The sequence below is a fragment of the Arsenicicoccus cauae genome, from assembly GCF_009707125.1.
Taxonomy (GTDB): domain Bacteria; phylum Actinomycetota; class Actinomycetes; order Actinomycetales; family Dermatophilaceae; genus Arsenicicoccus; species Arsenicicoccus cauae.
Map to the genome: position 1 here is coordinate 35423 of NZ_WLVL01000048.1, position 24316 is coordinate 59738.

Here is a 24316-nt window from a genome sequence, read left to right on the forward strand (position 1 = left end):
GACGCGAGCCGTGCCCCCTCTCGACGTGGAGGCGGTCGTCGATGCGCTGGTGCAGGTCCTGCGCAGCGGCGCCTCCCTCGCCAAGATCCCGCCGGACGAGGCGGAGCGACAGATCGCCGAGCTGCTCGCGTTCGTCCGCCGCCGGCTGACGGCGGACTACGACGTCGACCCGTTCGGCTTCGACGAGGACTTCACGCTGCACGCCTACCTGCCGATCCTGCGCCCCCTCTACCGCTCGTGGTTCCGGGTCGAGGTGCGAGGCGCCGAGCACGTCCCCGCCGAGGGGGGCGCCCTCGTCGTGGCCAACCACTCGGGCACCATCGCCCTCGATGCGCTCATGACCCAGGTGGCCCTGTATGACGACCACCCGGCCCACCGGCACCTGCGGATGCTCGGTGCCGACCTCGTCTTCGCGACGCCCGTCGTCGGTGACCTGGCCCGCAAGTCCGGCTGCACCCTGGCGACGAGCGAGGACGCCGAGCGTCTGCTCCGGGCCGGCGAGCTGGTCGGGGTGTGGCCCGAGGGGTTCAAGGGCGTGGGCAAGCCCTTCAGCGAGCGCTACAAGCTGCAGCGGTTCGGTCGTGGGGGCTTCGTCGCCGCTGCCCTGCGGGCCGGGGTGCCGATCGTGCCCTGCTCGATCGTCGGCGCCGAGGAGACCTACCCCATGCTGGGCAACGCCGCGAGCCTGGCCAAGCTCCTCGGGATGCCCTACTTCCCCCTCACGCCGACCTTTCCCTGGCTGGGCCTGCTGGGGATGGTGCCGCTGCCCAGCAAGTGGATCATCGAGTTCGGCGAGCCGGTGCGGACCGACGAGCTGGGTGCCGGCGCGGGGGAGGACCCCATGACGGTGTTCGCGCTCACCGACGAGATCCGCCAGACGATCCAGGAGAGCCTCTACCGCATCCTGGCGACCCGCGACTCCGCCTTCTTCGGCTGACCCGGATGCCCCTACCCCCGGTAGTCACATTCGCCGGGCTTCGTTCGCCAGGCTGATGCCCTTACCCCCGGCGGGATCATCGGCCTGGCGAACGAGCCCCGGCTGATGCCCTTACCCCCGGCGGGATCATCGGCCTGGCGAACGAGCCCCGGCTGGTGCCCTTACCCCCGGCGGGATCATCGGCCTGGCGAACGAGCCCCGGCTGATGCCCTTACCCCCGGTAGGTCTGCTCAGGGGCGGCCGCACACGCCGGGGTAGACCTTGGTCCACCGGTGGGTCGCGCCCGCAGCGATCGCGTAGCCCGGCTCGGGGTTCGCCTCCACGACGACCGTGGTCCTGGCCAGCTCGACGAGCCGCACCCAGGCGTAGCGCACCCCGGTCGTGCGCGGCAGGTGCACGACGCCCTTGCCCGGCACGCAGTGGTCCGCGAACCGCGGGGCCTTGGGCGTGACGAGGATCCCCTTCGTAGTCGTGCTGCTGGGGATGGGGGCCGGTGTCGTGCTGCTCGGCGCCGGGGACGTCGAGGTCGAGCGGGTGGGTGTGGGCTCCGTGTCCGTGGTCTTCGGGCGGGGCTTGGTGGTCGTCGGGCGGGTCGGGCGCGGACGGGTCGGGCGGTCCGAGGTGGGCCGCGGCTGAGGCTCGGCGGTCGTGGTGACGCGTCCGGGTCGGGTGGTGCGCACGGGCGGGTCGGTGACGGCCGGTGGGGGGACCGTGACGGTCGCGCCGGGCGAGGTGAGCAGGGGCGGGATCGTCGTGGGGGAGGACGGGCTCGGCACCGAGGGGGTCGCCGAGGGCGCGGTGGCGGTCGAGGACGGCGACGTGGTGCCGCTCGGAGCCGGGGCGGGGACGACGATCTGCGAGCACGCGTCGCCGCACGAGACCAGCTTGGCCCGCAGCTCGACGGTGCCCTTGTCGACGGTGCTCTGCAAGGTGGCGAGCTCGTCGATCGCCTCGGGCGGGAGCTTGGTCCGCAGAGCCTGCAGCTGCGGCTGCACCCAGCTGGTGAACTCCTGCACCACCTGCAGGCGCTCCGGGTCCCGGGTGGCGTCGAAGGCGGTGAAGAGCTCGGTCTGCCCGGAGGCGACCGACGCCGCGGCGTCGCGCAGGGACGTGCGTATGTCGTCGGCGACCTGCGGCGTCCGGCCCGCCAGCGTGACGGTGTCGGCGACGTGCTCGCGGGCGTGCGCCAGCAGGACCTGGCCCTGGGCGCCGTCGGACCCCGCGAGGCGGACCTCAAGGCCGTCGACGACCCCACGGACGGCATACAGGGCGTCTCCGGGGAGGGCCCCCTGGGAGGCGACACCGAGACCGGTCCCGGCCACGACGACCCCGGCCGCCGCACCGGCGAGGACCTTGGGCCAGGTGCCGTGGATCCTGAGGACGGACGGCGGGGGCGCGGAGACGGGGGCGGCCGACGCGGGGGCCGAGGAGACACCCGCCGCTGCCTCGGCGCGCAGGGTGGCGCCCAGGCCGGCGACGAAGGACGGGTCGGGGCCGGGGACGGGCACGGAAGCGACCTGCTGGGCCAGGCTCAGCAGGTCGGTCATCGCGGGGGAGGGGGGTGTGGTGCCCTGGAGCATGGCTTCGAACGCGTCGGCGTCAGCGCGCGACACGAAGTCGTCGATGAAGCTCACCATGGCACCCCTCCTCCCCGTGGCGTCGTCGGTCGCGGCGTGGTGCCGAGCCGATGGGTGTGGTGGTCCTCCATGCTCAACGAGCGACGGACCCGAAGGTTATGGGAACCGTCACAGCTCCTCGCCCTCCAGCGCTCGCTGCAGGGCCCGCACGGCCCGCAGCTGCAGCTGCTTGACGGCATTGTCCTTCTTGCCCATGACCTCGGCGGTCTCCGCGAGTGACATCCCCTGGATGAAGCGCAGCGTCACGCACTCCGCCTGCTCCGGGCGCAGCTGGGCGACGGCCTTGAGCAGGCGCTCGTCGCGCATGCGCTCCAGCACCTCGCCCTCGGGCGCCTCGACCTCGGTGTCGGCGTCGCGCATGTCCTCGGTGGTCACCTCGAGGCGGAAGCGCGAGGACTTGGTGTGGTCGTTGACCACGTTGCGGGCGATCGTGACGAACCACGCCGCGATGTCCTTGCCCTGCCAGGTGAAGCCCGAGAGGTTGCGCAGCGCCTTGATGAAGGTCTCGCTCGTCAGGTCCTGCGCGGTGTGGACGGACCCGACCCGCACGTAGATGTAGCGGTAGACCACCTCGACGTAGCGCTGGTAGAGCTGCCCGAAGGCGTCCTGGTCCCCGCCCTGCGCCAGGGCGACGAGGGCGCGCACCCGCTCCAGCTCGTCGGGGTCCGGCGTGCTCGACCGGCCGGGGGAGGACCCGGCACCGGGAGGGCCGGACAGCGCCATCCACAACAGGCTCAGGTCGACGGTGACGGACGTGCACATGGCGCCCCCCGCGAGCGGGTGGGCGCCGAGGAACGAGAGGCGCCGCGTGGTCACTCGGAGAGTGTCACGTGGCCGCGTCGTCGCGATGGTCTTGATAGGTCCTCCTGGGCGCGAGCGACTCCCATTGCAGCACAAGGCCACTGCCCTGGACGAGCCCGGCAGGCCGGAACGTGCCAAGGTTCACGCGCCGGCGACGTCGTGCGGCGGGCCCGCTCGCCGTACAGTCGGCAGGGTGCACACCGACCTGACCAGTGCCCGCGTCGTCCTGCTCGGGCGTCCCGGGTGCCACCTGTGCGACCTCGCCCGCGCCACGATCCAGGGGGTCGCCGGCGAGCTGGGGGCGAGCGTCGCGGAGTACTCCATCGACGACGACCCCGAGCTGCGGGAGCGCTACGCCGAGCAGATCCCCGTCGTCTTCGTCGACGGACGCCAGCACGACTACTGGAGGGTCGACCCGACGCGTCTGCGGCGGGCGCTCGGGTGACGGCCGCACCGTCCTTTTGGGTGCCCGCCAGGCCGGGGCATACCCTGGAGCGTGGTGCCTACCCGCCGGACGGGGCGGGCAGAAGGGAGCCCCAGGGGCTGTGAAGGTCGAGGTCGCCGAGCGTCGTGAGCTGTCCGACGCCACCGTGCTGCGGCTGCCCCTCTATCTCGAGGCGGTGGCCGCGCTCGCTGCCCGGGGGGTGGCCAGCGTGTCCTCCGAGGAGCTCGCCGCCTCTGCCCACGTCAGCTCGGCCATGCTGCGCAAGGACCTGTCCCAGATCGGCTCGCTCGGCGTGCGGGGCGTGGGCTACGACACGGCGGTCCTGACCGACCAGCTGGTGAGCGTCCTCGGGCGTCACGAGGTGCGACCCGTCGTCATCGTGGGCATGGGCCGGCTCGGCCAGGCGCTGGCCTCGCACGGAGGGTTCGACGGGGACGGCTTCGAGGTGGTGGGCCTGTTCGACCACGACCCGCAGGTGGTGGGCAGCTCGGTGCTCGGCCTGCCCGTCCAGGACGTGGCGTCCCTGACCGAGGCGGTCTGCGAGCACGGCTCGCGGGTCATCGGCGTGGTGGCGACCCCGGCCTCGGCGGCCCAGCAGGTGGCGGAGCTGCTCGTGGCCGCGGACGTGCGCGCCATCCTCAACTTCGCCCCCACGACCCTGCAGGTCCCGCCGACCACCGACGTGCGGGCCGTCGACCTGTCGTCCGAGCTCCGCCTGCTCGCCTACCGTTCGCGGATCTCCCCCGCGTCGGCCCTCGGAGGTGCCCCCGCGTGACCCTGCTCGTCATCGGCCTGTCCCACCGCAGCGCCCCCATCGACCTGCTCGAGCGCACGACGCTCGGCGAGGACCGGGCCCGGACCCTGCGCTCCGTCCTCGCGACCAGCCAGCAGCTGCGCGAGGTGCTCGTCGTGACGACCTGCAACCGCACCGAGGTCTACGCCGACGTGGTCACCTTCCACGGTGGTGTGGGGGAGATCAGCCAGGCGCTGGCCGACGTGACCGAGGTCGACGCGCCGGTGCTGCGCGACCACCTCTACGTCCACCACGAGGACCGGGCCGTGTCGCACGCGTTCTCGGTGGCCTGCGGGCTGGACTCCATGGCGATCGGCGAGAGCCAGATCCTCGGGCAGCTGCGCTCGTCCCTGCGCACCGCCCAGTCGTGCGACGAGGTCGGCCCGGAGCTCAACGCGTTGTTCCAGCGCGCCCTGCGGGTCGGCAAGCGCGCCCACACCGAGACCGAGCTCGACGACGTGTCGCTGTCCCTCGTGAGCGCCGGCCTGGAGGAGGCCGAGCGGCACGTGGGGCCGCTCACCGAGCGCTCCGTCCTCGTCATCGGCGCCGGGGCCATGAGCGCCCTGTCCGTCGCCACGCTCACCCGGTCCGGGGCCGCCGAGGTGATCATCGCCAACCGCACCCAGGCCAAGGCCGAGCACCTGGCCCGCGCGTATGCCGCGCGCACCGTCGCGTGGGAGGAGCGTGTCGCGGCGCTCGTCTCCGCGGACGTCGTCGTCACCTGCACCGGTGCGTCCGGCCGCATCGTCGGGCGGGACCTCGCCGAGCAGGTCGCCGCCGCGCGCCACCACCGCCCCCAGGCCTATGTCGACCTGGCCCTGCCCCTCGACGTGGACCCGTCTGTGGGTGAGGTCGAGGGCGTGCAGGTGGTGGGGCTGTCGCGGCTCGGCGAGATCATGGCCCGGGACGGGATGGTCCCCGCGCAGGTCCAGCAGGTGCGTGACCTGGTGGTCGAGGAGGTCGCGGCGTACCTGGCGGCGCGTCGCGTCCAGGCGGTGGCACCGACGCTGACCGCCCTGCGCTCCCGTGCCCGGGCGGTCGTCGACGCCGAGCTGGAGCGCCTCGACACCCGCACGCCCGAGATGGACGAGGCGACGCGCAAGCAGGTCGCGCTGACCGTGCACCGCGTGGTCGAAAAGATCCTGCACACGCCGACGGTCAGGGTGAAGGAGATGGCCGACAAGGACGTCACCGGCAGCTACGCCGAGGCGTTGCACCGGCTCTTCGACCTGGACCCGCACACCGTGGCCGCCGTGTCGGCCGCCAACGTCGAGCCCCCCGTGGAGATCGGTCACCAGGATGCCTGAGCAGCACGTAGTCCGCCTCGGCACCCGCCGCAGCGCCCTTGCCACCACGCAGTCTGGCTGGGTGGCCGAGCGCCTGCGCGAGCTGGGGCTGCAGGTCGAGCTCGTCGAGATCACGACGCAGGGCGACGTGAGCGCGGCGCCGCTGACCATGATCGGCGGCACGGGCGTGTTCGCCTCCGCGATCCGCGAGGCGTTGCTGGACGGCCGGGTCGACTGCGCGGTTCACTCGCTGAAGGACCTGCCCTCCGCCCCCGAGCCGGGCCTGGTTATCGCGGCCGTGCCGCGCCGGGAGGACCCGCGCGACGCCCTGTGCGCCCGCGACGGTCTGACGCTCGGCGAGCTGCCGGCCGGTGCGGTCGTGGGCACGGGGTCGCCTCGTCGCGCCGCGCAGATCGCCGCCCTCGGGCTCGGCGTCGAGCTGGTGCCGATCCGCGGCAACGTCGATACCCGGTTGCAGCACGTGCGCGACGGGCGCTGCGACGCCGTGGTCCTCGCGATGGCGGGCCTGTCCCGGCTCGGGCTGCGCGACGTGGTGACCGAGGCGCTCGACCCCGTCCAGGTGCTCCCGGCGGCGGGGCAGGGGGCGCTGGCACTCGAGTGCCGCGAGGACCACCCGCTGCGGGAGGTCTTCGCCCGGGTCGAGGACGCCGAGACGCGGGCCTGCGTCGAGGCCGAGCGGGGCCTGCTCGCCCGACTGGAGGCGGGGTGCACGGCGCCGGTCGGTGCCCTCGCGGAGGTGGTCGAGTCCGAGGACGGGCTGGAGCTGTCCCTGCGCGCGTTCGTCGGCAGCGCCGACGGGTCCGACGGTCTGCGACGGTCGCTGACCGGCTCGTGGACCGATCCCCGTGACCTGGGTCACCGGCTGGCCGACCTGTTGCTCGAGGACGGCGCCGCCGAGCTCGCCGGGGTGGGCAGCGGACTTGGCAGCCCGGGCGGGGTGGGCCAGACTGCCCACCAGAGCACCGACCACCCGGCGTAGGAGCACCCGACGATGCGCAAGGCCCCCAGCACCGGCAGGACCAGCGGACGGCACAGCACCGTGCCCGCGCCGCGGGCAGCGGCGGGACGAGGTGCACGCGTCGCCTTCGTGGGGGCGGGACCCGGAGATCCGGGCCTGCTGACCCTGCGCGCGGCCGAGCTGCTGGCCCAGGCCCGCATCGTCCTGATGGACCGGCCCGACGGCGCCGAGGTGGTGCGCCGCCACTGCCGCGAGGACGTGGAGGTGGTGCCCCTCGTGCCTGCCGGTCCCGTCGCCCCGGTGGGTCAGGCGGCCCAGCTGCCGGACGTGCTGCCGTCCCCCGACGCCAAGGGCTCGTTGCCGTTGCAGCGACTGCTCGACGCCGTCCACCGTCTGGGCGGCACGGGCCTCGTGGTGCGGCTCATGAGCGGCGACCCGGGGGTCTTCACCGGGCTGGAGGCCGAGTGCCGCGCCCTGGCCGAGGCCGACGTCCCCTACGAGGTCGTGCCGGGCGTCTCCAGCCTCCTGGCCGTCCCGCTGTATGCCGGGATACCCCTCACCTCCCCGGACTCGCCGCGGCTGCACCTGTGCGACGCCGCACTGCAGCTCGACCTCGAGGCGTCCGCGGCGGACGACGTCACCGTCGTCATGGCTGCGACCCCCGGGCGGCTGGTCGAGCAGCTGAGCAACCTCCTGGACGCCGGGCGGGACCCCGAGACGCCCGTCGCGCTCACCGACCACGGCACGACGGCGCACCAGCACACGAGCGCGACCACGCTGGGCGACGCGGCCCACATCCTGGACCACGCCGACGAGGACCAGGAGCTGCTGGCCGTCGTCGGGCGCACCGTGGAGCTGCGCGCCGCGATCAGCTGGTTCGAGACGCGCCCGCTGATCGGGTGGAACGTCCTTGTCCCCCGCACCAAGGAGCAGGCGACCGGCGTCGTCGACCGGCTCGCCGGCTACGGCGCGACGGCCACCGTGGTCCCTACCATCGGCATCGAGCCGCCCCGCACGCCGCAGCAGATGGACAAGGCGATCACCGGCCTCGTGACCGGGCGCTACGAGTGGATCGGCTTCACCTCGGTCAACGCGGTGCGCGCCGTGCGCGAGAAGTTCACGGAGTACGGCCTGGACACCCGATCCTTCGCGGGGCTGCGCATCGCGGCCGTCGGCGGCACCACGGCGGCGGCGCTGCGCGACTGGGGCCTCGTGCCGGACCTCGTGCCCAGCGGCGAGCAGTCGGCCGCGGGGCTGCTCGAGGAGTGGCCCCCCTACGACGCGCTCCTCGACCCGATCAACCGCGTCTTCCTGCCGCGGGCCGACATCGCCACCGACACCCTGGTCGCCGGGCTGCAGGAGATGGGCTGGGAGGTCGAGGACGTCACGGCCTACCGCACCGTGCGGGCCTCCCCGCCGCCGGCCGAGGTCCGCGAGGCCATCAAGACCGGCCAGTTCGACGCCGTGCTGTTCACCTCGAGCTCGACCGTCCGCAACCTCGTGGGCATCGCCGGCAAGCCCCACCGGGCCACCGTCGTGGCCTGCATCGGCCCCGCGACCGCCCGCACCGCCGAGGAGCACGGCCTGCGGGTCGACGTCCTCGCGCCCGAGGCCAGCGCCGACGCCCTCGTCGACGCCCTGGCGGAGCACGGCCACGCCCTCGCCCGGGCGTCCTACGACGCCGGCGACCCCGTCGTGCTGCCCAGCCGGCGCCGCCGCCGCCGCAGCTAGCCCGCCACCCGGGCGCTCGGCATACCGCTGGACCCGCCCCCCGACCCGTCTCTCGACCCGCCTGTCCCGGAGGACCCTTGAGCTACCCGCTGCACCGCCCCCGCCGCCTGCGCCAGAGCCCCGCCGTCCGTCGGCTCGTGGCCCAGACCCGCCTTCACCCGGCGCAGCTGATCCTGCCGGTCTTCGTCAAGGAGGAGGCGAGCGAGCCCACCCCGATCGGCAGCATGCCCGGCGTGGTGCAGCACTCGCTCGACTCCCTCGAGCAGGCCGCCCGCGAGGCCGTCGCGGCCGGGGTCGGCGGGATCATGGTCTTCGGCGTTCCCACCAGCAAGGACGCCGTGGGCAGCGGCGCGACCGACACGGACGGCATCCTCAACGTCGCCCTGCGGCGCTTGGCCGACACGGTGGGGGACGAGCTGGTGGTCATGGGTGACCTGTGCCTCGACGAGTTCACCGACCACGGTCACTGCGGGGTCCTGGACGCCCGCGGCGGCGTGGACAACGACGCCACCCTGGAGCGCTACGCCGAGATGGCCCTGGCCCAGGCCGAGGCCGGCGCCACCGTCCTCGGGCTCTCGGGGATGATGGACGGCCAGGTGGGCCACGTCCGCCGCGCGCTGGACCAGGCCGGACACCTCGACACGATCGTCCTCGCCTACGCCGCCAAGTACGCCTCCGGGTTCTACGGCCCCTTCCGCGAGGCCGTGTCCAGCTCCCTGCAGGGGGACCGCGCCACCTACCAGCAGGACCCGGCCAACTTCACGGAGTCGCTGCGCGAGCTGCGCCTCGACCTGGACGAGGGCGCCGACATCGTCATGGTCAAGCCTGCCCTGCCCTACCTCGACGTCCTGGCCGCGGTCGCGGCCGAGGCCACGGTGCCGGTCTCGGCCTACCAGGTGTCGGGGGAGTACGCCCAGATCGAGGCCGCCGCGGCGCACGGGTGGATCGACCGCGACCGGGTCGCGCTCGAGGCCCTCACGAGCATCCACCGGGCCGGGGCCGAGCAGATCCTGACCTACTACGCGGCCGCGGCGGCACGCTGGTTGTCCTAGTCGTTACCCTGGTTGCTTCGCGGTGCCCCGAATGCCGGCACCCAGGGGAGCGAGGGTCTCGTGACGGACGACGTGCGGTGGTTGAGCCCGACGGAGCAGGTGTCGTGGCGTGCCTACCTGCGTGGGCAGCGCCTGCTGGAGGTCGCCCTCGACCGTGACCTGCAGGCCCACGGCGTCTCCCTCCCGGAGTACGAGATCCTCTCCATGCTCTCCGAGCAGCCCGGCCGCCGGGAGCGGATGTCCGAGCTGGCCGCCCTCGTGGTCCAGTCCCGGTCGCGGCTCACCCACACCGCCAACCGCCTGGAGCGCCGCGGCTGGGTGCAGCGGCACCCCGTCCCCGGCGACGGGCGCGGCGTCGAGCTCGTCCTCACCGAGGCCGGTCTCGAGGCCGTCGTCGAGATGGCCCCCGTGCACGTGGAGAGCGTGCGTCGGCACTGGCTGGACGCCCTGTCGCCCGAGCTCGTCCAGGCCCTGGGCGATGCCATGACCCGGGTCCGGGACGACAACGGCACCTCGCAGCAGCAGCGGGCCGAGGTCGCCCGGGTCTGCGCCGACTGACGCCGACCGATGCCCGACCGGCGCCGACCGACCAGCACGGGTTCGCCCTGCGGCGGGCCGGGCTGAGAGACTGAGCCCCATGACCAGCCAGCCCCCGTCATACCCGTATGCCGCCCCCGCCTCCGAGGCGTGGTTCGAGCGGGCGAGCGCCGTGATCCCCGGCGGGGTCAACTCCCCGGTGCGGGCCTTCCGCTCCGTCGGGGGGACGCCGCGGTTCATGGCCAGCGCGACCGGTCCCTACCTGACCGACGTCGACGGCCGGGAGTATGTCGACCTGGTGTGCTCGTGGGGACCGATGATCCTCGGCCACCAGCACCCCACCGTCCTGGAGGCCGTGCACGAGGCCTCGCGGCGGGGCTTCAGCTATGGCACGCCCAGCGAGAACGAGGTGCTGCTCGCCGAGGCGATCGTCAACCGCGTCGAGCCGGTCGAGCAGGTGCGGCTCGTGTCGAGCGGCACCGAGGCGACGATGAGCGCGCTGCGGCTGGCACGCGGCTTCACGGGCCGCTCGGTCGTCGTGAAGTTCGCGGGGTGCTACCACGGGCACGTCGACGCGCTCCTGGCCCACGCGGGCAGCGGCGTCGCGACCTTCGCCCTGCCCGACTCCGCCGGCGTCCCGGCCAGCTCGGCGGGCGAGACGATCGTGCTGCCCTACAACGACGTCCGGGCCCTGGAGGAGACCTTCGCCCGTCGCGGAGACGAGGTCGCCGCCGTCATCACCGAGGCCGCCCCCGGCAACATGGGCATGGTCCCGCCCGCGCCCGGCTTCACCGCCGCGCTGCGCCGGACCACCCGCGAGCACGGCGCGCTGCTGATCAGCGACGAGGTCATGACCGGCTTCCGCGCCTCCGCGGCCGGGTGGTACGGCCTGGAGGGCCCGACCGTCCACGGCTCGCCCGACCTGTTCACCTTCGGCAAGGTCATGGGCGGGGGATTCCCGGCGGCGGCCTTCGGCGGTCGCCGTGACGTGATGGCGCACCTCGCGCCCAGCGGCCCCGTCTACCAGGCAGGCACGCTCTCGGGCAACCCGGTGGCGACCGCTGCGGGTCTGGCCACGCTGCGGGGGTGCACGCCCGCGGTCTACGAGCGCCTCGAGCAGGCCGCCCACGCCATTGCCGACGGCGTGACGGCCGAGCTGTCGGCGGTCGGCGTCGCGCACACGATCCAGTGGGCCGGGTCGATGTTCTCCGTCTTCTTCCGCGAGGGTCCCGTCCTGTCCTACGCCGACGCGCAGGGCCAGGACACGGCCGCGTTCGGACGCTTCTTCCACAGCATGCTCAGCCAGGGGGTCCACCTGCCGCCCAGCGCCTACGAGTGCTGGTTCGTCAGCGCCGCCCACGACGACGCGGCCGTCGACCGGGTCCTCGCGGCGCTGCCGGCCGCTGCCAGGGCGGCCTCAGCCGAGGATGCCAGGATCGGAGCGTGACGACCAGCATGACCGCGACCCCCCGCACGATCGTCCACCTCATGCGTCACGGCGAGGTCCACAACCCCGCCAAGATCCTCTACGGACGCCTGCCCGACTATCACCTGTCCGACCTCGGCCGGCAGATGGCCGACCGGGTGGCCGAGTCGCTCGAGGGCCACGACGTCGCCCTCGTCGTCGCCTCCCCGCTCGAGCGGGCGCAGGAGACGGCCCGGCCGGTCGCCGAGCACTTCCGCACGCCGATCCTCACGGACAGTCGGCTGATCGAGGCCGGCAACCACTTCGAGGGCCGGCGCTTCGGCCACGGTGCCGGCTCCCTGCGCCGACCCGCCAACTGGTGGCTCGTCCGCAACCCCCTCACCCCGTCCTGGGGCGAGCCCTACCGCGCCATCGCCCGCCGCATGGAGGCCGCCGTCGACGCCGCCCGGCAGCACGCGCCCGGTCGCGAGGTCGTGCTCGTCTCCCACCAGCTGCCCGTGTGGACGCTGCGCCGCCACCTCGAGGGCCGTCCGCTGTGGCACGACCCCCGCCGCCGCCAGTGCAGCTTGGCCAGCCTGACGAGCCTGCACTACGACGGCGACCGGCTCACCTCGATCGTCTACAGCGAGCCGGCGGGCGCGCTGCTGCAGGTCGCCGAGCCCACGGTGGGGGCATGACGCAGGTCCGACGCATGCTCTGCGCCGCGCTCGCGGCGGCCGCGGTCGGCATACCGCTCGCCGGCTGCTCCGACGACGCAGGCTCCATCAACGCCCAGGCCCGCTCCGGCGACCAGAAGGGCTATCTGTCCGGCGACGGCACCATCGAGCGACTGACGGCGGCCCAGCGCAAGGAGCCGGTGACGCTGCGGGGCACGACGCTCGACGGGAAGCCCTGGTCCGCGGAGCAGCAGCGCGGCCACGTGGTCGTGCTCAACCTGTGGGCCTCCTGGTGCCCGCCGTGCGTCGAGGAGCAGCCGCGGCTGAACGCCCTGTACGCCGCCGTCCGCAAGGCGCACCCGGACGCGGTCTTCATGGGGGTGCACGCGGGCCGGGAGTCCTCCGACAACGCGCGCGACTTCGCGCGCGGGCGCCAGGTGCCCTACCCCACGCTGGCCTTCGACGGGCAGACCGTGCTGGCGCTGCAGGGCAAGGCGCCGTCGCCGCCGACCACGCTCGTGCTCGACAAGCAGGGGCGCATCGCGGCGCGGGTGCTGGGGGCCATCACCTCCGAGCGCACCGTCCAGGACCTCGTCGACGACGTCGCCAAGGAAGCCGGGTGATCGCCGGCCTGACCGACGTGATCGCCGAGGGCACCCTCCCGCTCGCGGCGTGCGTCGCCGTGCTCGCCGGCGCCGTGTCCTTCCTGTCGCCCTGCGTGCTCCCGCTCGTGCCGGGCTTCCTCGGCTATGTCACCGGGCTCGGCGACACCCGCCTCGAGGACCGGCGCACCGGGCGGATGCTCGCCGGGACGCTGCTGTTCGTGCTCGGCTTCACGGCGGTCTTCGTGCCCCTCGTGGTCCTGGTCGTCACCTCCGTGTCCACGCTGCTGCGCGAGCACCGGGACGTGCTCGAGCGGGTCGGTGGCGTCGTGGTGGTCCTGCTCGCCCTCGTCTTCGCCGGGATGGGGACCCAGCGCCAGGTCAAGGTCGGCTGGCGACCGGCGGCCGGTATGGCGGGAGCCCCGCTCCTCGGTGCGGCCTTCGCGCTCGGCTGGACCCCGTGCATCGGGCCCACCCTCGGAGCCGTCATGGCGCTGGGCAGCCCCCTCGACGACTCCGCCACGGGGCCCCTCGCGCGCGGCGCCGTGCTCGGGGTCGCCTACTGTCTCGGCCTCGGCCTGCCCTTCCTGATGCTGGCGGGCGGCTACGGCCGTCTGTCCGGCACCTGGACCGCGCTGCGCCGCCACCAGCGGGCGCTGCAGCTCGGCGGCGCGGGGCTGCTCCTCGTCCTCGGTCTGCTCATGGTCCTCGGGCTGTGGCAGCCGCTCGTGTCCGGCGTGCAGACCCGGCTCACCGAGCTCGTCGGGACCCCGGTGCTGTGATGCCGAGCAGCCCCTCCCGCTCCCGCGACGCCGGCGCCCGAAGCGGCGCAGGCGTCGGCGCAGGCGCCGGCACCGGTGACGGCTCGGGCCACGGAGCCCACGTCATCCAGCCCCGGCTCGGCCCGCTCGGCTGGCTGCGCTGGGCCTGGCGCCAGCTCACCAGCATGCGCACCGCCCTGCTGCTGCTGCTCCTGCTCGCTCTCGCCGCCGTGCCGGGCTCGGTCTTTCCCCAGCGCGACATCGACCCGGTCAAGACCCGCGGCTACCTCGAGCGGCACAAGACCCTCGGGCCCTGGATGGACCGCGTCGGGCTGTTCGACGTGTACGCCTCGCCGTGGTTCGCCGCGATCTACCTGCTGCTGTTCATCTCCCTCGTCGGCTGCGTCGTGCCCCGCCTGCGGATCCTGTGGCGCGAGCTGCGGGCCGCCCCACCAAGGGCGCCGAGCCGACTGGCCCGGATGCCGGAGCACCGGGTCGTGGAGCTCGGCGACGTGGAGCCGGCGCGAGCCCTGGAGGCGGCCCGCGAGGTGCTGCGGTCCCGGCGCTACCGGGTCCGCGCCGCTGAGGCGGCGGCCCCGGGTGCGGCGGGGCGGGCGGCATACGGCTCGGTCTCGGGAGAGCGCGGCTATCTGCGCGAGGTGGGCAACCTGGTGTTCCACGTCGCGCTGCTCGTGGTCATCGTCGGCGTGGCCCTCGGCCACCTGCTCGGCTGGCGCGTCGACGCGATCGTGCCCGAGGGGGAGACCTTCGCCAACACGACCAGCCAGCACGACACCTTCACCAAGGGTCCGTGGGTGGACGAGGAGTCGCTGCCGCCGTTCACGGTCCGCGTCGACCAGGTGCGGGTGGCCTTCGAGACCACGCTCAAGGGCAAGCAGTTCGGGCAGCCGCGGTCGTTCGAGGCCGACGTGACCACCCGCGACGCCCCCGGCGCCCCCGAGCGCCGGCAGCGGCTCGAGGTCAACGAGCCGCTCGGCTTCGGCCAGTCCTCGGTCTACCTGCTCGGCAACGGCTACGCCCCGGTGATCACCGTCAAGGACGCGCAGGGGCGCCAGGTCTACAAGCAGGCCACCGTCTTTCGTCCGCAGGACAACAACTACACGTCCACCGGCGCGGTCAAGGTCGCGGCCCTGCCCGCCGGCAAGCAGCTCGGCTTCCTCGGGCTGTTCGCGCCGACCATCTCCGACGAGGCCCTGCGCGCCATGCCGCAGTCGGACTTCCCCGCGCCCGTGGCGCCCGGCCTGCTGCTGGAGCTGTGGGAGGGCGACCTGTTCCCCGGCGGGCGCCCGCAGTCGGTCTACACCCTCGACACCTCGGCGATGAAGCAGCCGACGACCGAGAGTGGCCTGCCCGTCCGCATCGCGCTGCGCCCCGGCGAGACCCGTGCCCTGCCCGGTGGGCGTGGGTCGGTCACCTTTGAGGGCGTGCAGCGGTTCGCGGGGCTGTCGGTGCGCTACGACCCGGGCAAGCCCGTCGCGCTGCTCGGCGCGGTGCTGGTGCTCGTGGGGCTGGTGCTCTCGCTCGTCGTGCGACGTCGTCGCGCCTTCGTGCGGGTCGGGGAGCGGGATGGACGTACCCTGCTGGAGGTGGCCGGTCTCGCCAAGAACGACGACCCCCGCCTGGGCGAGGCCGTCGACGACCTCACCGAGCAGCTGTGCGAGCGGCTCGGGCTGACCCCGCCCGCCCGGCCCACGAAGGAGAACGCACGATGACCAACGAAGCCCTCGCGGGCTACTCCAACCTCGCGGTCTACTCCGCGCTCGTCGTGCTGGGCCTTGCGTTCCTGGCCTTCGCCGTCGACCTGGCGGGCACCCGCGGCCGCGCGCTCGCCGGCCGGTCCAGCGCCTCCGGCGAGGCCCCTGCGACGGCCGCCTCCGGCGAGGCCCGTATGACGGCCGCCTCCGGCGGCACGGGCACCCTGGTCCGCCACGACGCCCCCACCGCGGCGGGGGTCGACGAGGCGCCCGTGCCCCGTCCGGCCGCCGGGATCGGGCTGGCCCTGACGCGGCTCGCGTCCCTGCTCCTCGTGGCGGCCGTCGTCATGCGGGCGCTGTCCGTCATGCGCGCCCCCTGGGGCAACCTCTACGAGTACCTCCTGACGGCGGCGGCGGCCGTCAGCGTCGTCTACGTCGTGATGTCCCTGCGCCGGGACGTGCGGTGGCTCGGGGTCTTCGTCACCGCCCTGCTGATGCTGATCCTCGGGCCGGCGCTCAGCGTCTACACCGAGGCGGGGCAGCTGATGCCCTCGCTGCGGTCCTACTGGCTGGTCGTGCACGTCTCGATCGCGATCATCGCCACGGCGATCTTCGCGATCGGCGCGGCGCTCTCCGCGCTCTACCTCGTGCAGGAGTCGAGCGAGCGCCGCCAGGCGGCCGAGTCGCGGCTCGCGGGGTGGCGCCAGACGCTGCTCGCGGCGCTGCCGTCCTCGCGGGCGCTGGACCGTATGGCCTATGGCCTGCACGTCGTGGCGTTCCCGCTGTGGACCTTCACGGTGATCGCCGGCGCCGTGTGGGCCGAGAAGGCCTGGGGTCGCTACTGGGGCTGGGACCCCAAGGAGGTCTGGTCCTTCATCATCTGGGTGGTCTACGCGGCCTACCTGCACGCCCGCGCCACGACGGGGATGCGGGTCCGCACCGCCACCTGGATCGCGATCGCCGGGTTCCTCTGCATCGTCATGAACTCCTTCGTGGTCAACAAGTTCATGTCCGGCATGCACTCCTACTCGGGGATGTGATCTGGCGATGAGCTCGCCCGGCCTGCGCTACTCCCTGCTGCGCATCATGCTCTTCCTCGGCTGCCTGATCGTCCTGTGGCTCGTGGGGCTGCGGGGCCTGACCCTGGTCGTCCTCGCGGGCCTGCTGTCCATGGTGGCCTCGCTGTTCGTCCTGCGCGGGCCCCGCGAGGAGTTCAGCGCGCGCATCGCCTCCCGGGTGGACGAGCGAGCCGCCCGCGCCGAGGCGGCGGGCTCCCACCGGATCACCGACGAGGAGGTCGAGGACGCCGAGATCGGCCGGCACACCGAGGCCGGGTCGGACGGCCGCCCGCCGCAGACCGATCGCCGGGACGACCGGCACGACCGGGGCGACCGGCGGGACGGGCGCTGACATGTCCGCCGACACCCCGCGGCGCCCGTCCTTCCTCCCCTTCCGGCTCGAGGACACCTACGCCCGCGCGGTGCCGGCCCTGTCGCTCGCCTGGTCGGCCGCCCCCGTGCCCGCGCCACGCCTGCTCGCCCTCGACGAGGGGCTCGCCGGCGAGCTGGGCCTCGACCCGGCCTGGCTGCGCTCGCCGGACGGGGTGGCGCTGCTCGCCGGGCAGGTCCCGGACGGCGTGACCACCGTCGCCCAGGCCTACGCCGGCCATCAGTTCGGCGGCTACTCGCCACGGCTCGGCGACGGGCGGGCCCTGCTGCTGGGCGAGCTCGTCGACGCCTCCGGCACGCGCCGCGACCTGCACCTCAAGGGCTCGGGCCGCACGCCCTTCGCCCGGGGCGGTGACGGCAAGGCCGCGGTCGGACCCATGCTGCGCGAGCACCTCGTCAGCGTCGCCATGCACGCGCTCGGCATCCCCACGACGCGCGCTCTCGCGGTGGTGGCGACGGGGGAGACGGTGCTGCGGGAGACGCCGCTGCCGGGCGCGATCCTCGCCCGCGTCGCCGCCAGCCACCTGAGGGTCGGCACCTTCCAGTACGCCGCCGCCAGCGGCGACCCGGCTCTGCTGCGGTCCCTGGCGGACTACGCCATCGCCCGGCACCACCCGGCGGCGGCCGAGGCGGACGAGCCCTACCTCGAGCTGTTCCGCCGGGTGGCCCTCGCCCAGGCCGAGCTCGTCGCACAGTGGTCCCTCGTCGGGTTCGTCCACGGCGTCATGAACACCGACAACATGACCATCTCCGGCGAGACCATCGACTACGGTCCGTGCGCCTTCCTCGACGCCTACGACCCGGCGACGGTCTACAGCTCGATCGACTCGGGCGGGCGCTATGCCTTCGGCAACCAGCCGGCAGCGGCTCAGTGGAACCTCGCGCGCCTCGGCGAGACCCTGATCCCGCTGATCGGTGACGGCGCCGACGGGGCGGTGGAGTCCGCGACGGCGGTGCTGCACGAGTTCGCCGAGCGCTACGACCAGGCGTTCGTCGAGGGCATGGCGGACAAGCTCGGCCTTGACGAGTCGGCCCTGGGCGACGGCGTCGACGAGACCGTGCGGGAGCTCGTCCGCGACCTCCTGGCGCTGCTGCAGACGAACGGCGTCGACTGGACCTCCTTCTTCCGGGCCCTGTCGGCGCGCACGGCAGACGGGCACTTCCTCGACGCCACCGACTTCCACGCGTGGGTCGCGCGACGCGACGCGCTGCTGCCGCAGGACCGGGCGGCCGTCGCGGCGCGCATGGACGCGGTCAACCCGGTCTACGTGCCGCGCAACCATCGGGTCGAGGAGGCCCTGGCCCGCGCGACCGCCGGTGACCTGGGGCCGTTCGAGCGGCTGCTCGGCGCCGTGTCGAGCCCGTATGCCGACCGGCCCGGCCTCGAGGACCTGCGCGGTCCGGCGCCGGCGGGGGCGCCACGCCACATCACCTACTGCGGCACCTGACCTACCCCCGGTAGGGGCATCGACCGGCCTTCGTTCGCCAGGTCGATGATCCCGCCCCCGGTAGGGGCATCAGCCGGGCTTCGTTCGCCAGGTCGATGATCCCGCCCCCGGTAAGGGCATCAGCCGGGCTTCGTTCGCCAGGTCGATGATCCTGCCCCCGGTAGGTCTGTCAGCTGATCCAGAGGCCGGCGGCCAGCAGCACGCCGTACGTCAGGGTCACGAGGCCCGTCGCCGACAGCACCCGGACCAGCGCCGCGCCTGTCGCCCCCCGCAGCACGTCGCGACAGGGCATGGCCGCAGGCAGCAGCCCGACGAGCCCGAGCAGTGCCCACCGGTGACCGGCCCAGGCGGCGAGGCCCGCGCACACCGCCGGGGCGACCATGAGCACGACATACAGGATGCGCGTGCCGCGGTCCCCCAGCCGCACCGCCAGGGTGCGCTTGCCCGCCAGCTCGTCGCCGCCGAGGTCGCGCAGGTTGTTGGCGACCAGGACGGCGGTGATGATCGAGCCGATGCCGACCGCCCCGGCCCAGGTGCCGGCGTCGACCCGCTCGGCCTGGGTGTAGGTCGTGCACACCACCGCCACCAGGCCGAAGAACACGAACACGAAGACCTCGCCCAGTCCCGCGTAGCCATAGGGGCGCGAGCCCCCGGTGTAGAACCAGGCCGCGAGGACCGCCGCGATCCCGATCAGGAGCAGCCAGGTGTCGCCGGACAGCCCCATGAGGGCCAGCCCGGCGAGGCACGCGAGGCCGAAGCACGTGAAGGCGGCGTACTTGACCAGCAGCGGCGTGGCCAGCCCGCCCCCGACGAGCCGCACGGGCCCGACCCGGTCGGCGTCGGTGCCGCGGATGCCGTCGCTGTAGTCGTTGGCGTAGTTGACGCCGACCTGCAGGAAGAGCGCGACGAGCAGCGCGAGCAGGGCCAGCGCCGCGTCCCAGTGCCCGAGCCCGGCTGCCGATCCGGTGCCGACGGCGACGGGTGCGAGGGCGGCGGGCAGGGTCCGCGGGCGAGCGCCCTGGATCCACTGGGAGATGGTGGCCATGGGCACATTGTCTCGTGATCGAGAGATCGCGCTGTGCACGGCACGCGCGCGATCGACATCACGATCGCCGGCAAGGAGGGCAACACGGTGTATGTCCTGCCGCCCAACCAGTCCGCGCTCATCCAGCTCCCGGCCCCGCAGGCGACGTCCAAGCCGTGACCCGCTGACCTCACCCCGCCGGTGAACGCGCGCGTCCGTGACCCTCGAGCAGGTGGCGTGCGGCTGCGCGATCCGGCTTGCCCGGGCCCCGCAGCGGTATGCCGTCCGCGCCGGTCGCCACGCGGGGCAGGGCATGAGGCGCGAGGTGGGGGCGCAGCGTCTCCCGCAGACGCTCCACGTCGGGCACGGCGTCGCCGACCAGCAGCGCCCCGACGACCTGCCCCCACTCGGTGTCGGGGACCCCGACGACGACGCACTCACGAAGGGCCGGCAGGTGCGTCAGGATCGCGTCCTCCACGACGCGCGGCGCGACCTTGAGGCCACCGGTGACGATCACGTCGTCGGCACGCCCGAGGACGGTGAGCGTGCCATCGTCGGCGAGCTCGCCGAGGTCGTCCGTGCGGAACCACCGCGTGCGGTCCGCGACCGTGAAGTGCTGGCCGGTGAGCACCGGCTCGCCGAGATAGCCATCGGCAACCATCTCGCCGCCCAGCACGATGCGTCCCTGGTCGAGCCGCACGCGGGCGCAGGACAGCGGCCGTCCGTCATACACGCAGCCGCCCGCGGTCTCGCTCATGCCGTAGGTCCGGACCACGCGCAACCCGGCGGCCACCGCCTGCGTGTGCACGGTGGTGGGCAGCGCGGCTCCGCCGACAAGGATCCCGTCGTACCTCGCCGCGGCCTCGACGCCCAGAGGTGAGGCGAGCAGCCGGCCCAGCTGGGTCGGCACGAGCGAGGTGTAGTGCCGGACGCCACCGGTGAGACGTTCGGTCGCCGCGGCGAACCCCTCCGGGGTGAAAGGGCCGTCGTCGAGCGCGACCGGGGAGTGGCCGGCCAGCAGCGAGCGGGCGAGGACCTGCAGGCCGGCGATGTGCGTCGGCGGCAGGGCGAGCAGCCACTGCCCGTGGCCGCCGAGGTGCTCGGCCGTGGCCTCGCCGGATGCACGCACGGCTGCGGCCGTCAGGACGGCCAGCTTGGGCGCCCCGGTGGAGCCCGAGGTGCCGACGACGATCGCGGTGCCCTCCGGCGTCGTATCGCCCAGACCCGGCGGGGCTCCCCCCGGGCACACCGCCGCCCCGCGCCCCGAGAGCGCGGCCTCGAGCGGCCCCAGGTCGCGCACCACCTCCGTCATGGAGGCCGAGGCGGGCCAGCGGATCATCGTCATATGGCTGACCATAACGGGGGCCACCGACGAACCCCGTGTGCAGGTTCTCGCCACACCTATGAGGTCGAGCGCCCCCGCCATTGGTCACCAATCACGTTTTCAGGGGACGGATGAACGATCAATCCGCTCATTGGTGACCAATGGACGTCGCGGAGGGCGGCATCCGGGTGCGGACGGCATACGAGCCGGGTGTGCGGGCCCCAGCGAGCACCGGGCAGGATGGCAGGCATGACCGACGCGATCACCACCCGTCCCCTGGCCGTCGTCACCGGAGCCTCCAGCGGCATCGGGGAGGCCACCGCCCGCCGCCTGGCCCAGGAGGGCTTCGAGGTGATCTGCGCCGCGCGGCGCACCGAGCGGATCGAGCAGCTCGCCCGCGAGATCGACGGCCGCGCCGTGACCTGCGACGTCAGCAGCGAGGAGGACGTGGCGCGCCTCGCGCAAGAGGTCGGCGACCGGCTCGACGTCCTCGTCAACAACGCCGGCGGCGCGCTCGGCACCGAGCGGATCGCCGACGCCGTGGTCGACAAGTGGCGCGCGATGTACGACTCCAACGTCATCGGCGCCCTGCAGGTCACCAAGGCCCTGCTGCCCGCCCTCACCCAGGTCAAGGGCGGCATGGTCGTCATCGTCTCCTCGATCGCCGGCCTCGGCGTCTACGAGGGCGGGGCCGGCTACTGCGCCGCCAAGCACGCCGAGACCGTCATCGCCGAGACGCTGCGGCTCGAGGCCGTCGAGGACGGCATCCGGGTCTGCGAGATCGACCCGGGCCTGGTGCACACCGAGGAGTTCTCGCTGGTCCGCCTCGGCGGCGACCAGGCGGCGGCCGACAAGGTCTACGAGGGGGTCGCCGAGCCGCTCGTGGCCGCCGACGTCGCGGATGCGATCGCGTATGTCGCGACCCGGCCCTCTCACGTCAACATCGACCGTCTCGTCATCAAGCCCCAGGCCCAGGCCGCGCCGCACAAGCTCGTCCGTCAGGGCTGACCCCGGCCTCCACGGCCTCTCCCACGCCCTCGGCACCAGCTGACCCCTGCATCAGCGGCGCCCTCCGCGCCGATGGGCGGGCCTCGCCAGGCGTCGGGCGGTCCGGCATACTCCCGCGCATGACCCGTGACACCGCAGCCCGAGACGTCGACGCCGCCAACCCACCGCGGTGGAAGATCGTCGGGCCGGGCCTGATCGTGGCCGCCACCGGCGTGGGCGCGGCCGACCTGGTCGCCACCTTGATCGCCGGCAGCAAGTTCGGCTACGGCCTGCTGTGGTGCGTGGTCGTCGGCTGCATCATGAAGATCGTCCTCGTCGAGGGGGCGGGCCGCTACAGCCTCGCGACCGGGCGCACGATGTTCGAGGGATGGCGCTCGCTGGGACGCTGGACCAGCTGGTACTACGCGCCCTACATCGTCATCTGGGGCTTCGTCTACGGCTCCGCGGCGATGGCGGGCACCGGCCTGCCGCTCAACGCCCTCTTCCCGGCGCTCAGCGTCACCTGGTGGGGGATCATCTCCGGGCTCGTCGGCCTGGCGCTCGTGTGGTTCCACCACTTCGAGATCTTCGAGAAGGTCATGGCGGCCTTCGTCGGGATCATGTTCGTCGCGATGGTGGGCGCGGCGATCATCACGCTGCCCAACCTGCTCGACATCCTCGCCGGCCTCAAGCCGTGGATCCCGGACGGCGGCCTGGTCAACGTCCTCTCCCTGGCGGGCGGCGTCGGCGGCACCATCACCCTCGCGGCCTACGGCTACTGGCTGCGCGAGAAGGGGTGGGACACCCCGCGATTCATGAAGGTCATGCGCATCGACAACACGGTGGCGTATGTCGTGACCGGCATCTTCGTCCTCGCCACGCTGATCGTCGGCGCCGAGCTCATGCACTCCATGAAGATCGCCAGCGACGACAAGGGGCTGCTCTCGGTCGCCGACGTGCTCGACCAGCGCTACGGCCCCTTCGCGGGCAAGGTCTTCCTCGTCGGCTTCTTCGGCGCGGCCATGTCCTCGCTGGTGGGCGTGTGGAACGGCGTGTCACTGATGTTCGCGGACTTCATCGGCAACCTCAAGGGGCTGCCGTCGGGCCACCCCGACACGCGCACCGGCGGCAAGTACTACCGGTGGTACATCCTGTGGCTGACCTTCCCGCCGATGCTGATGATGTTCCTCGGCAAGCCGGTCTACCTGATCCTGGCGTACGGCGTGCTCGGGTCCTTCTTCATGCCCTTCCTCGCGATCACGCTGATGTGGATCCTCAACACCGACCGCGTGCCCCGCGAGTGGCGCAACAAGGCGTGGTCCAACGTGCTGATGGTGCTGTGCGCGGTGGCCTTCGTCGCGCTCGCGGCCAACGAGATCGTCAAGGCGATCCAGAAGCTCTAGGGCGGGGCTGGGAAGGCTGTCCGGCTAGGAGGGCTGCTCGGCGAGCCGCTTGATGTTGAGCAGCATCTCCCGGCTCATCACGAAGCTCACCGGCTCGATGACGTAGGGCCCGCCCGCCAGCCGCTCGGTGAGCCCCTCGCCGTGCGCATAGGCATTGCGCTCGACCAGGCGCGTGCGACCCTGGCTGAGCGGCGTGAGGTGGTAGGACCAGACCGTCCGCGCGAGCGGGCCCGCCTGCGGGATGCCGACGAGGACCAGCGTGGACCCGGGCACCACCTCGGCGACCACCAGCGGGGGCAGCTGCGGGTGCAGACGCACCTCGTCGCCGACGTGCAGATCCTGCAGGTCGGGACGGATCTGCTCGACGTTGCCGTCCAGCGAGCCGGCCAGCTGCTCGAGCAGCTGGTGGCTGTAGAAGCCGCCGCGCCCCCGACCGATCTGCGCCAACCAGGGCCACACCCGGTCGGGCGTCGTCCAGACGGTGACGGCCCGCGTGGACCGCCAGTCGTGGTCCTCGATCAGCTCGTCGCCGGGCAGTCTCGCCTCGACCTCGTCGGGCGTCGCGCCCCAGGTGCGCCGCTCGTGGCTGTGCAGCGGACCCGTGGCGAGGTGAGCGGCCATGCGCGCCGCGCCCACGAGGTTGTCCTTGAGTCGATCACCCAGTGCCATGCGACCAGGGTAGGTCGGGAGGCGTCAGTAGGGGAGGTAGGGTCCGCCGCCACGGAGGCTCTTGACGCCGGGGACCCCGGCTAGCCCGCCGTATGTCGCCTGCGCGTAGCGGGCGCCGGCCATGATCTGGGCGACGGGGTCGCGGCGGTCCGTGCGCGTGGGCAGCGCGAACGCGTCGAAGGTCGGCCCGATCGTCTGCATCAGCCCGAAGGACGGCGTGCCGGCGGCGGCGTTGCGGTCGTAGGTGTTGACCACGCCCACGTCCCCGCCGGACTCGTTGTAGATGATGATCGCGAGGTTCTCCGCGTCCTGCTCGCCCCGGGGTAATCCGGCGGCGTAGAGCAGGCCGAGGGCCTCGCCGATCTGACGGCTGATCTGCGGCGTGACGGTGTGCCCGTTGCCGACGACCGCGGTGCCCGGACGGACGGTGCGCACCACCTGGCCGTCGGCCAGGGCCACGAAGGACCCGTCGGCGACGACTCGCCTGGTGTCGGCGTCGGCGAGCCCGCTCGCGCGCGTCTGGGCGGCGGCCAGGGCGTCGACGGCACGCTGCTGGGCGACGACCGCGTCGGCGAGGGCGCTCTCGGCGTCGGTCCAGCGCGCGTGGGCGGCGGCCGTGGCGTCCTGCGCCCGCACCGCCGGGCCGGCGATCGCG

25 protein-coding genes are annotated in these 24316 nt (G+C 73.4%); 19 read left to right on the forward strand and 6 right to left on the reverse strand.

Annotation, left to right across the window (positions count from 1 at the left end):
• The first annotated feature begins 10 nt into the window (after positions 1 to 10).
• Positions 11 to 937, forward strand: coding sequence for a lysophospholipid acyltransferase family protein (locus GGG17_RS14855; RefSeq protein WP_311966731.1), 927 nt, complete (start codon positions 11 to 13; stop codon positions 935 to 937).
• Positions 938 to 1167: 230 nt separating this feature from the next.
• Here the strand turns inward: GGG17_RS14855 and GGG17_RS14860 are convergent, their stop codons facing one another.
• The gene (locus GGG17_RS14860; RefSeq protein ID WP_154594481.1) at positions 1168 to 2574 is read right to left on the reverse strand and encodes a hypothetical protein; all 1407 of its coding nucleotides are present in this window, start codon (positions 2572 to 2574) and stop codon (positions 1168 to 1170) included.
• Between the two features lie 108 nt (positions 2575 to 2682).
• Positions 2683 to 3390 (reverse strand): sigma-70 family RNA polymerase sigma factor, encoded by a 708-nt coding sequence (locus tag GGG17_RS14865; protein WP_311966732.1) that lies wholly within the window; start codon positions 3388 to 3390, stop codon positions 2683 to 2685.
• Between the two features lie 178 nt (positions 3391 to 3568).
• Here GGG17_RS14865 and GGG17_RS16710 point away from each other — a divergent pair, with 178 nt between their 5' ends.
• From GGG17_RS16710 to GGG17_RS14940, 15 genes are all read left to right on the forward strand, one after another.
• Positions 3569 to 3820 (forward strand): glutaredoxin family protein, encoded by a 252-nt coding sequence (locus tag GGG17_RS16710; RefSeq protein ID WP_288797574.1) that lies wholly within the window; start codon positions 3569 to 3571, stop codon positions 3818 to 3820.
• Positions 3821 to 3920: 100 nt separating this feature from the next.
• The gene (locus GGG17_RS14875) at positions 3921 to 4595 is read left to right on the forward strand and encodes a redox-sensing transcriptional repressor Rex (RefSeq protein WP_311966733.1); all 675 of its coding nucleotides are present in this window, start codon (positions 3921 to 3923) and stop codon (positions 4593 to 4595) included.
• Positions 4592 to 5920 (forward strand): glutamyl-tRNA reductase, encoded by a 1329-nt coding sequence (locus GGG17_RS14880; RefSeq protein WP_311966734.1) that lies wholly within the window; start codon positions 4592 to 4594, stop codon positions 5918 to 5920. The genes GGG17_RS14875 and GGG17_RS14880 overlap by 4 nt, the downstream gene beginning before the upstream one ends.
• A complete protein-coding gene (hemC, locus tag GGG17_RS14885; protein ID WP_154594483.1) occupies positions 5913 to 6899 on the forward strand; it encodes a hydroxymethylbilane synthase in 987 nt (328 codons plus the stop codon). Before GGG17_RS14880 ends, hemC begins: the two co-directional genes overlap by 8 nt.
• 12 nt (positions 6900 to 6911) lie before the next feature.
• A complete protein-coding gene (locus GGG17_RS14890) occupies positions 6912 to 8609 on the forward strand; it encodes a bifunctional uroporphyrinogen-III C-methyltransferase/uroporphyrinogen-III synthase (protein WP_154594484.1) in 1698 nt (565 codons plus the stop codon).
• Positions 8610 to 8686: 77 nt separating this feature from the next.
• Positions 8687 to 9661: a porphobilinogen synthase gene (gene hemB, locus GGG17_RS14895; RefSeq protein WP_154594485.1), complete on the forward strand. Its 975-nt coding sequence runs from the start codon at positions 8687 to 8689 to the stop codon at positions 9659 to 9661.
• A gap of 60 nt (positions 9662 to 9721) precedes the next feature.
• A complete protein-coding gene (locus GGG17_RS14900; RefSeq protein WP_288799315.1) occupies positions 9722 to 10219 on the forward strand; it encodes a MarR family winged helix-turn-helix transcriptional regulator in 498 nt (165 codons plus the stop codon).
• Between the two features lie 79 nt (positions 10220 to 10298).
• Positions 10299 to 11645: a glutamate-1-semialdehyde 2,1-aminomutase gene (hemL, locus tag GGG17_RS14905; protein ID WP_154594487.1), complete on the forward strand. Its 1347-nt coding sequence runs from the start codon at positions 10299 to 10301 to the stop codon at positions 11643 to 11645.
• Positions 11642 to 12301, forward strand: a complete 660-nt coding sequence (locus GGG17_RS14910; protein WP_446471670.1) for a histidine phosphatase family protein — start codon at positions 11642 to 11644, stop codon at positions 12299 to 12301. Before hemL ends, GGG17_RS14910 begins: the two co-directional genes overlap by 4 nt.
• Positions 12298 to 12903 carry a TlpA family protein disulfide reductase gene (locus GGG17_RS14915; protein WP_154594488.1) on the forward strand — a complete coding sequence of 202 codons (606 nt, stop codon included), beginning with the start codon at positions 12298 to 12300 and terminating at the stop codon, positions 12901 to 12903. The genes GGG17_RS14910 and GGG17_RS14915 overlap by 4 nt, the downstream gene beginning before the upstream one ends.
• On the forward strand, positions 12900 to 13664 hold the full coding sequence (locus tag GGG17_RS14920) for a cytochrome c biogenesis CcdA family protein (protein ID WP_311966735.1): 765 nt from the start codon (positions 12900 to 12902) through the stop codon (positions 13662 to 13664). Before GGG17_RS14915 ends, GGG17_RS14920 begins: the two co-directional genes overlap by 4 nt.
• Positions 13664 to 15376 carry a cytochrome c biogenesis protein ResB gene (resB, locus tag GGG17_RS14925; protein WP_154594489.1) on the forward strand — a complete coding sequence of 571 codons (1713 nt, stop codon included), beginning with the start codon at positions 13664 to 13666 and terminating at the stop codon, positions 15374 to 15376. The genes GGG17_RS14920 and resB overlap by 1 nt, the downstream gene beginning before the upstream one ends.
• On the forward strand, positions 15373 to 16398 hold the full coding sequence (ccsB, locus tag GGG17_RS14930; RefSeq protein ID WP_154594490.1) for a c-type cytochrome biogenesis protein CcsB: 1026 nt from the start codon (positions 15373 to 15375) through the stop codon (positions 16396 to 16398). The genes resB and ccsB overlap by 4 nt, the downstream gene beginning before the upstream one ends.
• Before the next feature lie 7 nt (positions 16399 to 16405).
• A complete protein-coding gene (locus GGG17_RS14935) occupies positions 16406 to 16768 on the forward strand; it encodes a DUF4229 domain-containing protein (RefSeq protein WP_154594491.1) in 363 nt (120 codons plus the stop codon).
• A 1-nt stretch (position 16769) separates the two neighbouring features.
• Positions 16770 to 18254, forward strand: a complete 1485-nt coding sequence (locus GGG17_RS14940; RefSeq protein WP_154594492.1) for a protein adenylyltransferase SelO — start codon at positions 16770 to 16772, stop codon at positions 18252 to 18254.
• A 169-nt stretch (positions 18255 to 18423) separates the two neighbouring features.
• Here the strand turns inward: GGG17_RS14940 and GGG17_RS14945 are convergent, their stop codons facing one another.
• The gene (locus GGG17_RS14945; RefSeq protein WP_154594493.1) at positions 18424 to 19299 is read right to left on the reverse strand and encodes a 1,4-dihydroxy-2-naphthoate polyprenyltransferase; all 876 of its coding nucleotides are present in this window, start codon (positions 19297 to 19299) and stop codon (positions 18424 to 18426) included.
• Between the two features lie 33 nt (positions 19300 to 19332).
• Between GGG17_RS14945 and GGG17_RS17000 the strand changes: the two genes are divergently transcribed.
• Positions 19333 to 19458, forward strand: coding sequence for a hypothetical protein (locus GGG17_RS17000; protein WP_283809825.1), 126 nt, complete (start codon positions 19333 to 19335; stop codon positions 19456 to 19458).
• A 10-nt stretch (positions 19459 to 19468) separates the two neighbouring features.
• On the opposite strand, the gene menE is transcribed toward GGG17_RS17000, so the two are convergent.
• Positions 19469 to 20617, reverse strand: a complete 1149-nt coding sequence (menE, locus tag GGG17_RS14950) for an o-succinylbenzoate--CoA ligase (RefSeq protein WP_154594512.1) — start codon at positions 20615 to 20617, stop codon at positions 19469 to 19471.
• A gap of 234 nt (positions 20618 to 20851) precedes the next feature.
• Here menE and GGG17_RS14955 point away from each other — a divergent pair, with 234 nt between their 5' ends.
• Both GGG17_RS14955 and GGG17_RS14960 read left to right on the forward strand, forming a co-directional pair.
• Positions 20852 to 21610, forward strand: coding sequence for an SDR family NAD(P)-dependent oxidoreductase (locus GGG17_RS14955; RefSeq protein WP_154594494.1), 759 nt, complete (start codon positions 20852 to 20854; stop codon positions 21608 to 21610).
• A gap of 119 nt (positions 21611 to 21729) precedes the next feature.
• Positions 21730 to 22992 (forward strand): Nramp family divalent metal transporter, encoded by a 1263-nt coding sequence (locus GGG17_RS14960; RefSeq protein WP_154594495.1) that lies wholly within the window; start codon positions 21730 to 21732, stop codon positions 22990 to 22992.
• Between the two features lie 24 nt (positions 22993 to 23016).
• Here GGG17_RS14960 and GGG17_RS14965 read toward each other — a convergent pair whose 3' ends face one another.
• Together GGG17_RS14965 and GGG17_RS14970 are read right to left on the reverse strand one after the other, a co-directional pair.
• Positions 23017 to 23661, reverse strand: a complete 645-nt coding sequence (locus GGG17_RS14965) for an SRPBCC family protein (RefSeq protein ID WP_154594496.1) — start codon at positions 23659 to 23661, stop codon at positions 23017 to 23019.
• A gap of 24 nt (positions 23662 to 23685) precedes the next feature.
• A partial coding sequence (locus GGG17_RS14970) for a transglycosylase SLT domain-containing protein (protein WP_154594497.1) occupies positions 23686 to 24316 on the reverse strand: 631 nt, incomplete at its 5' end.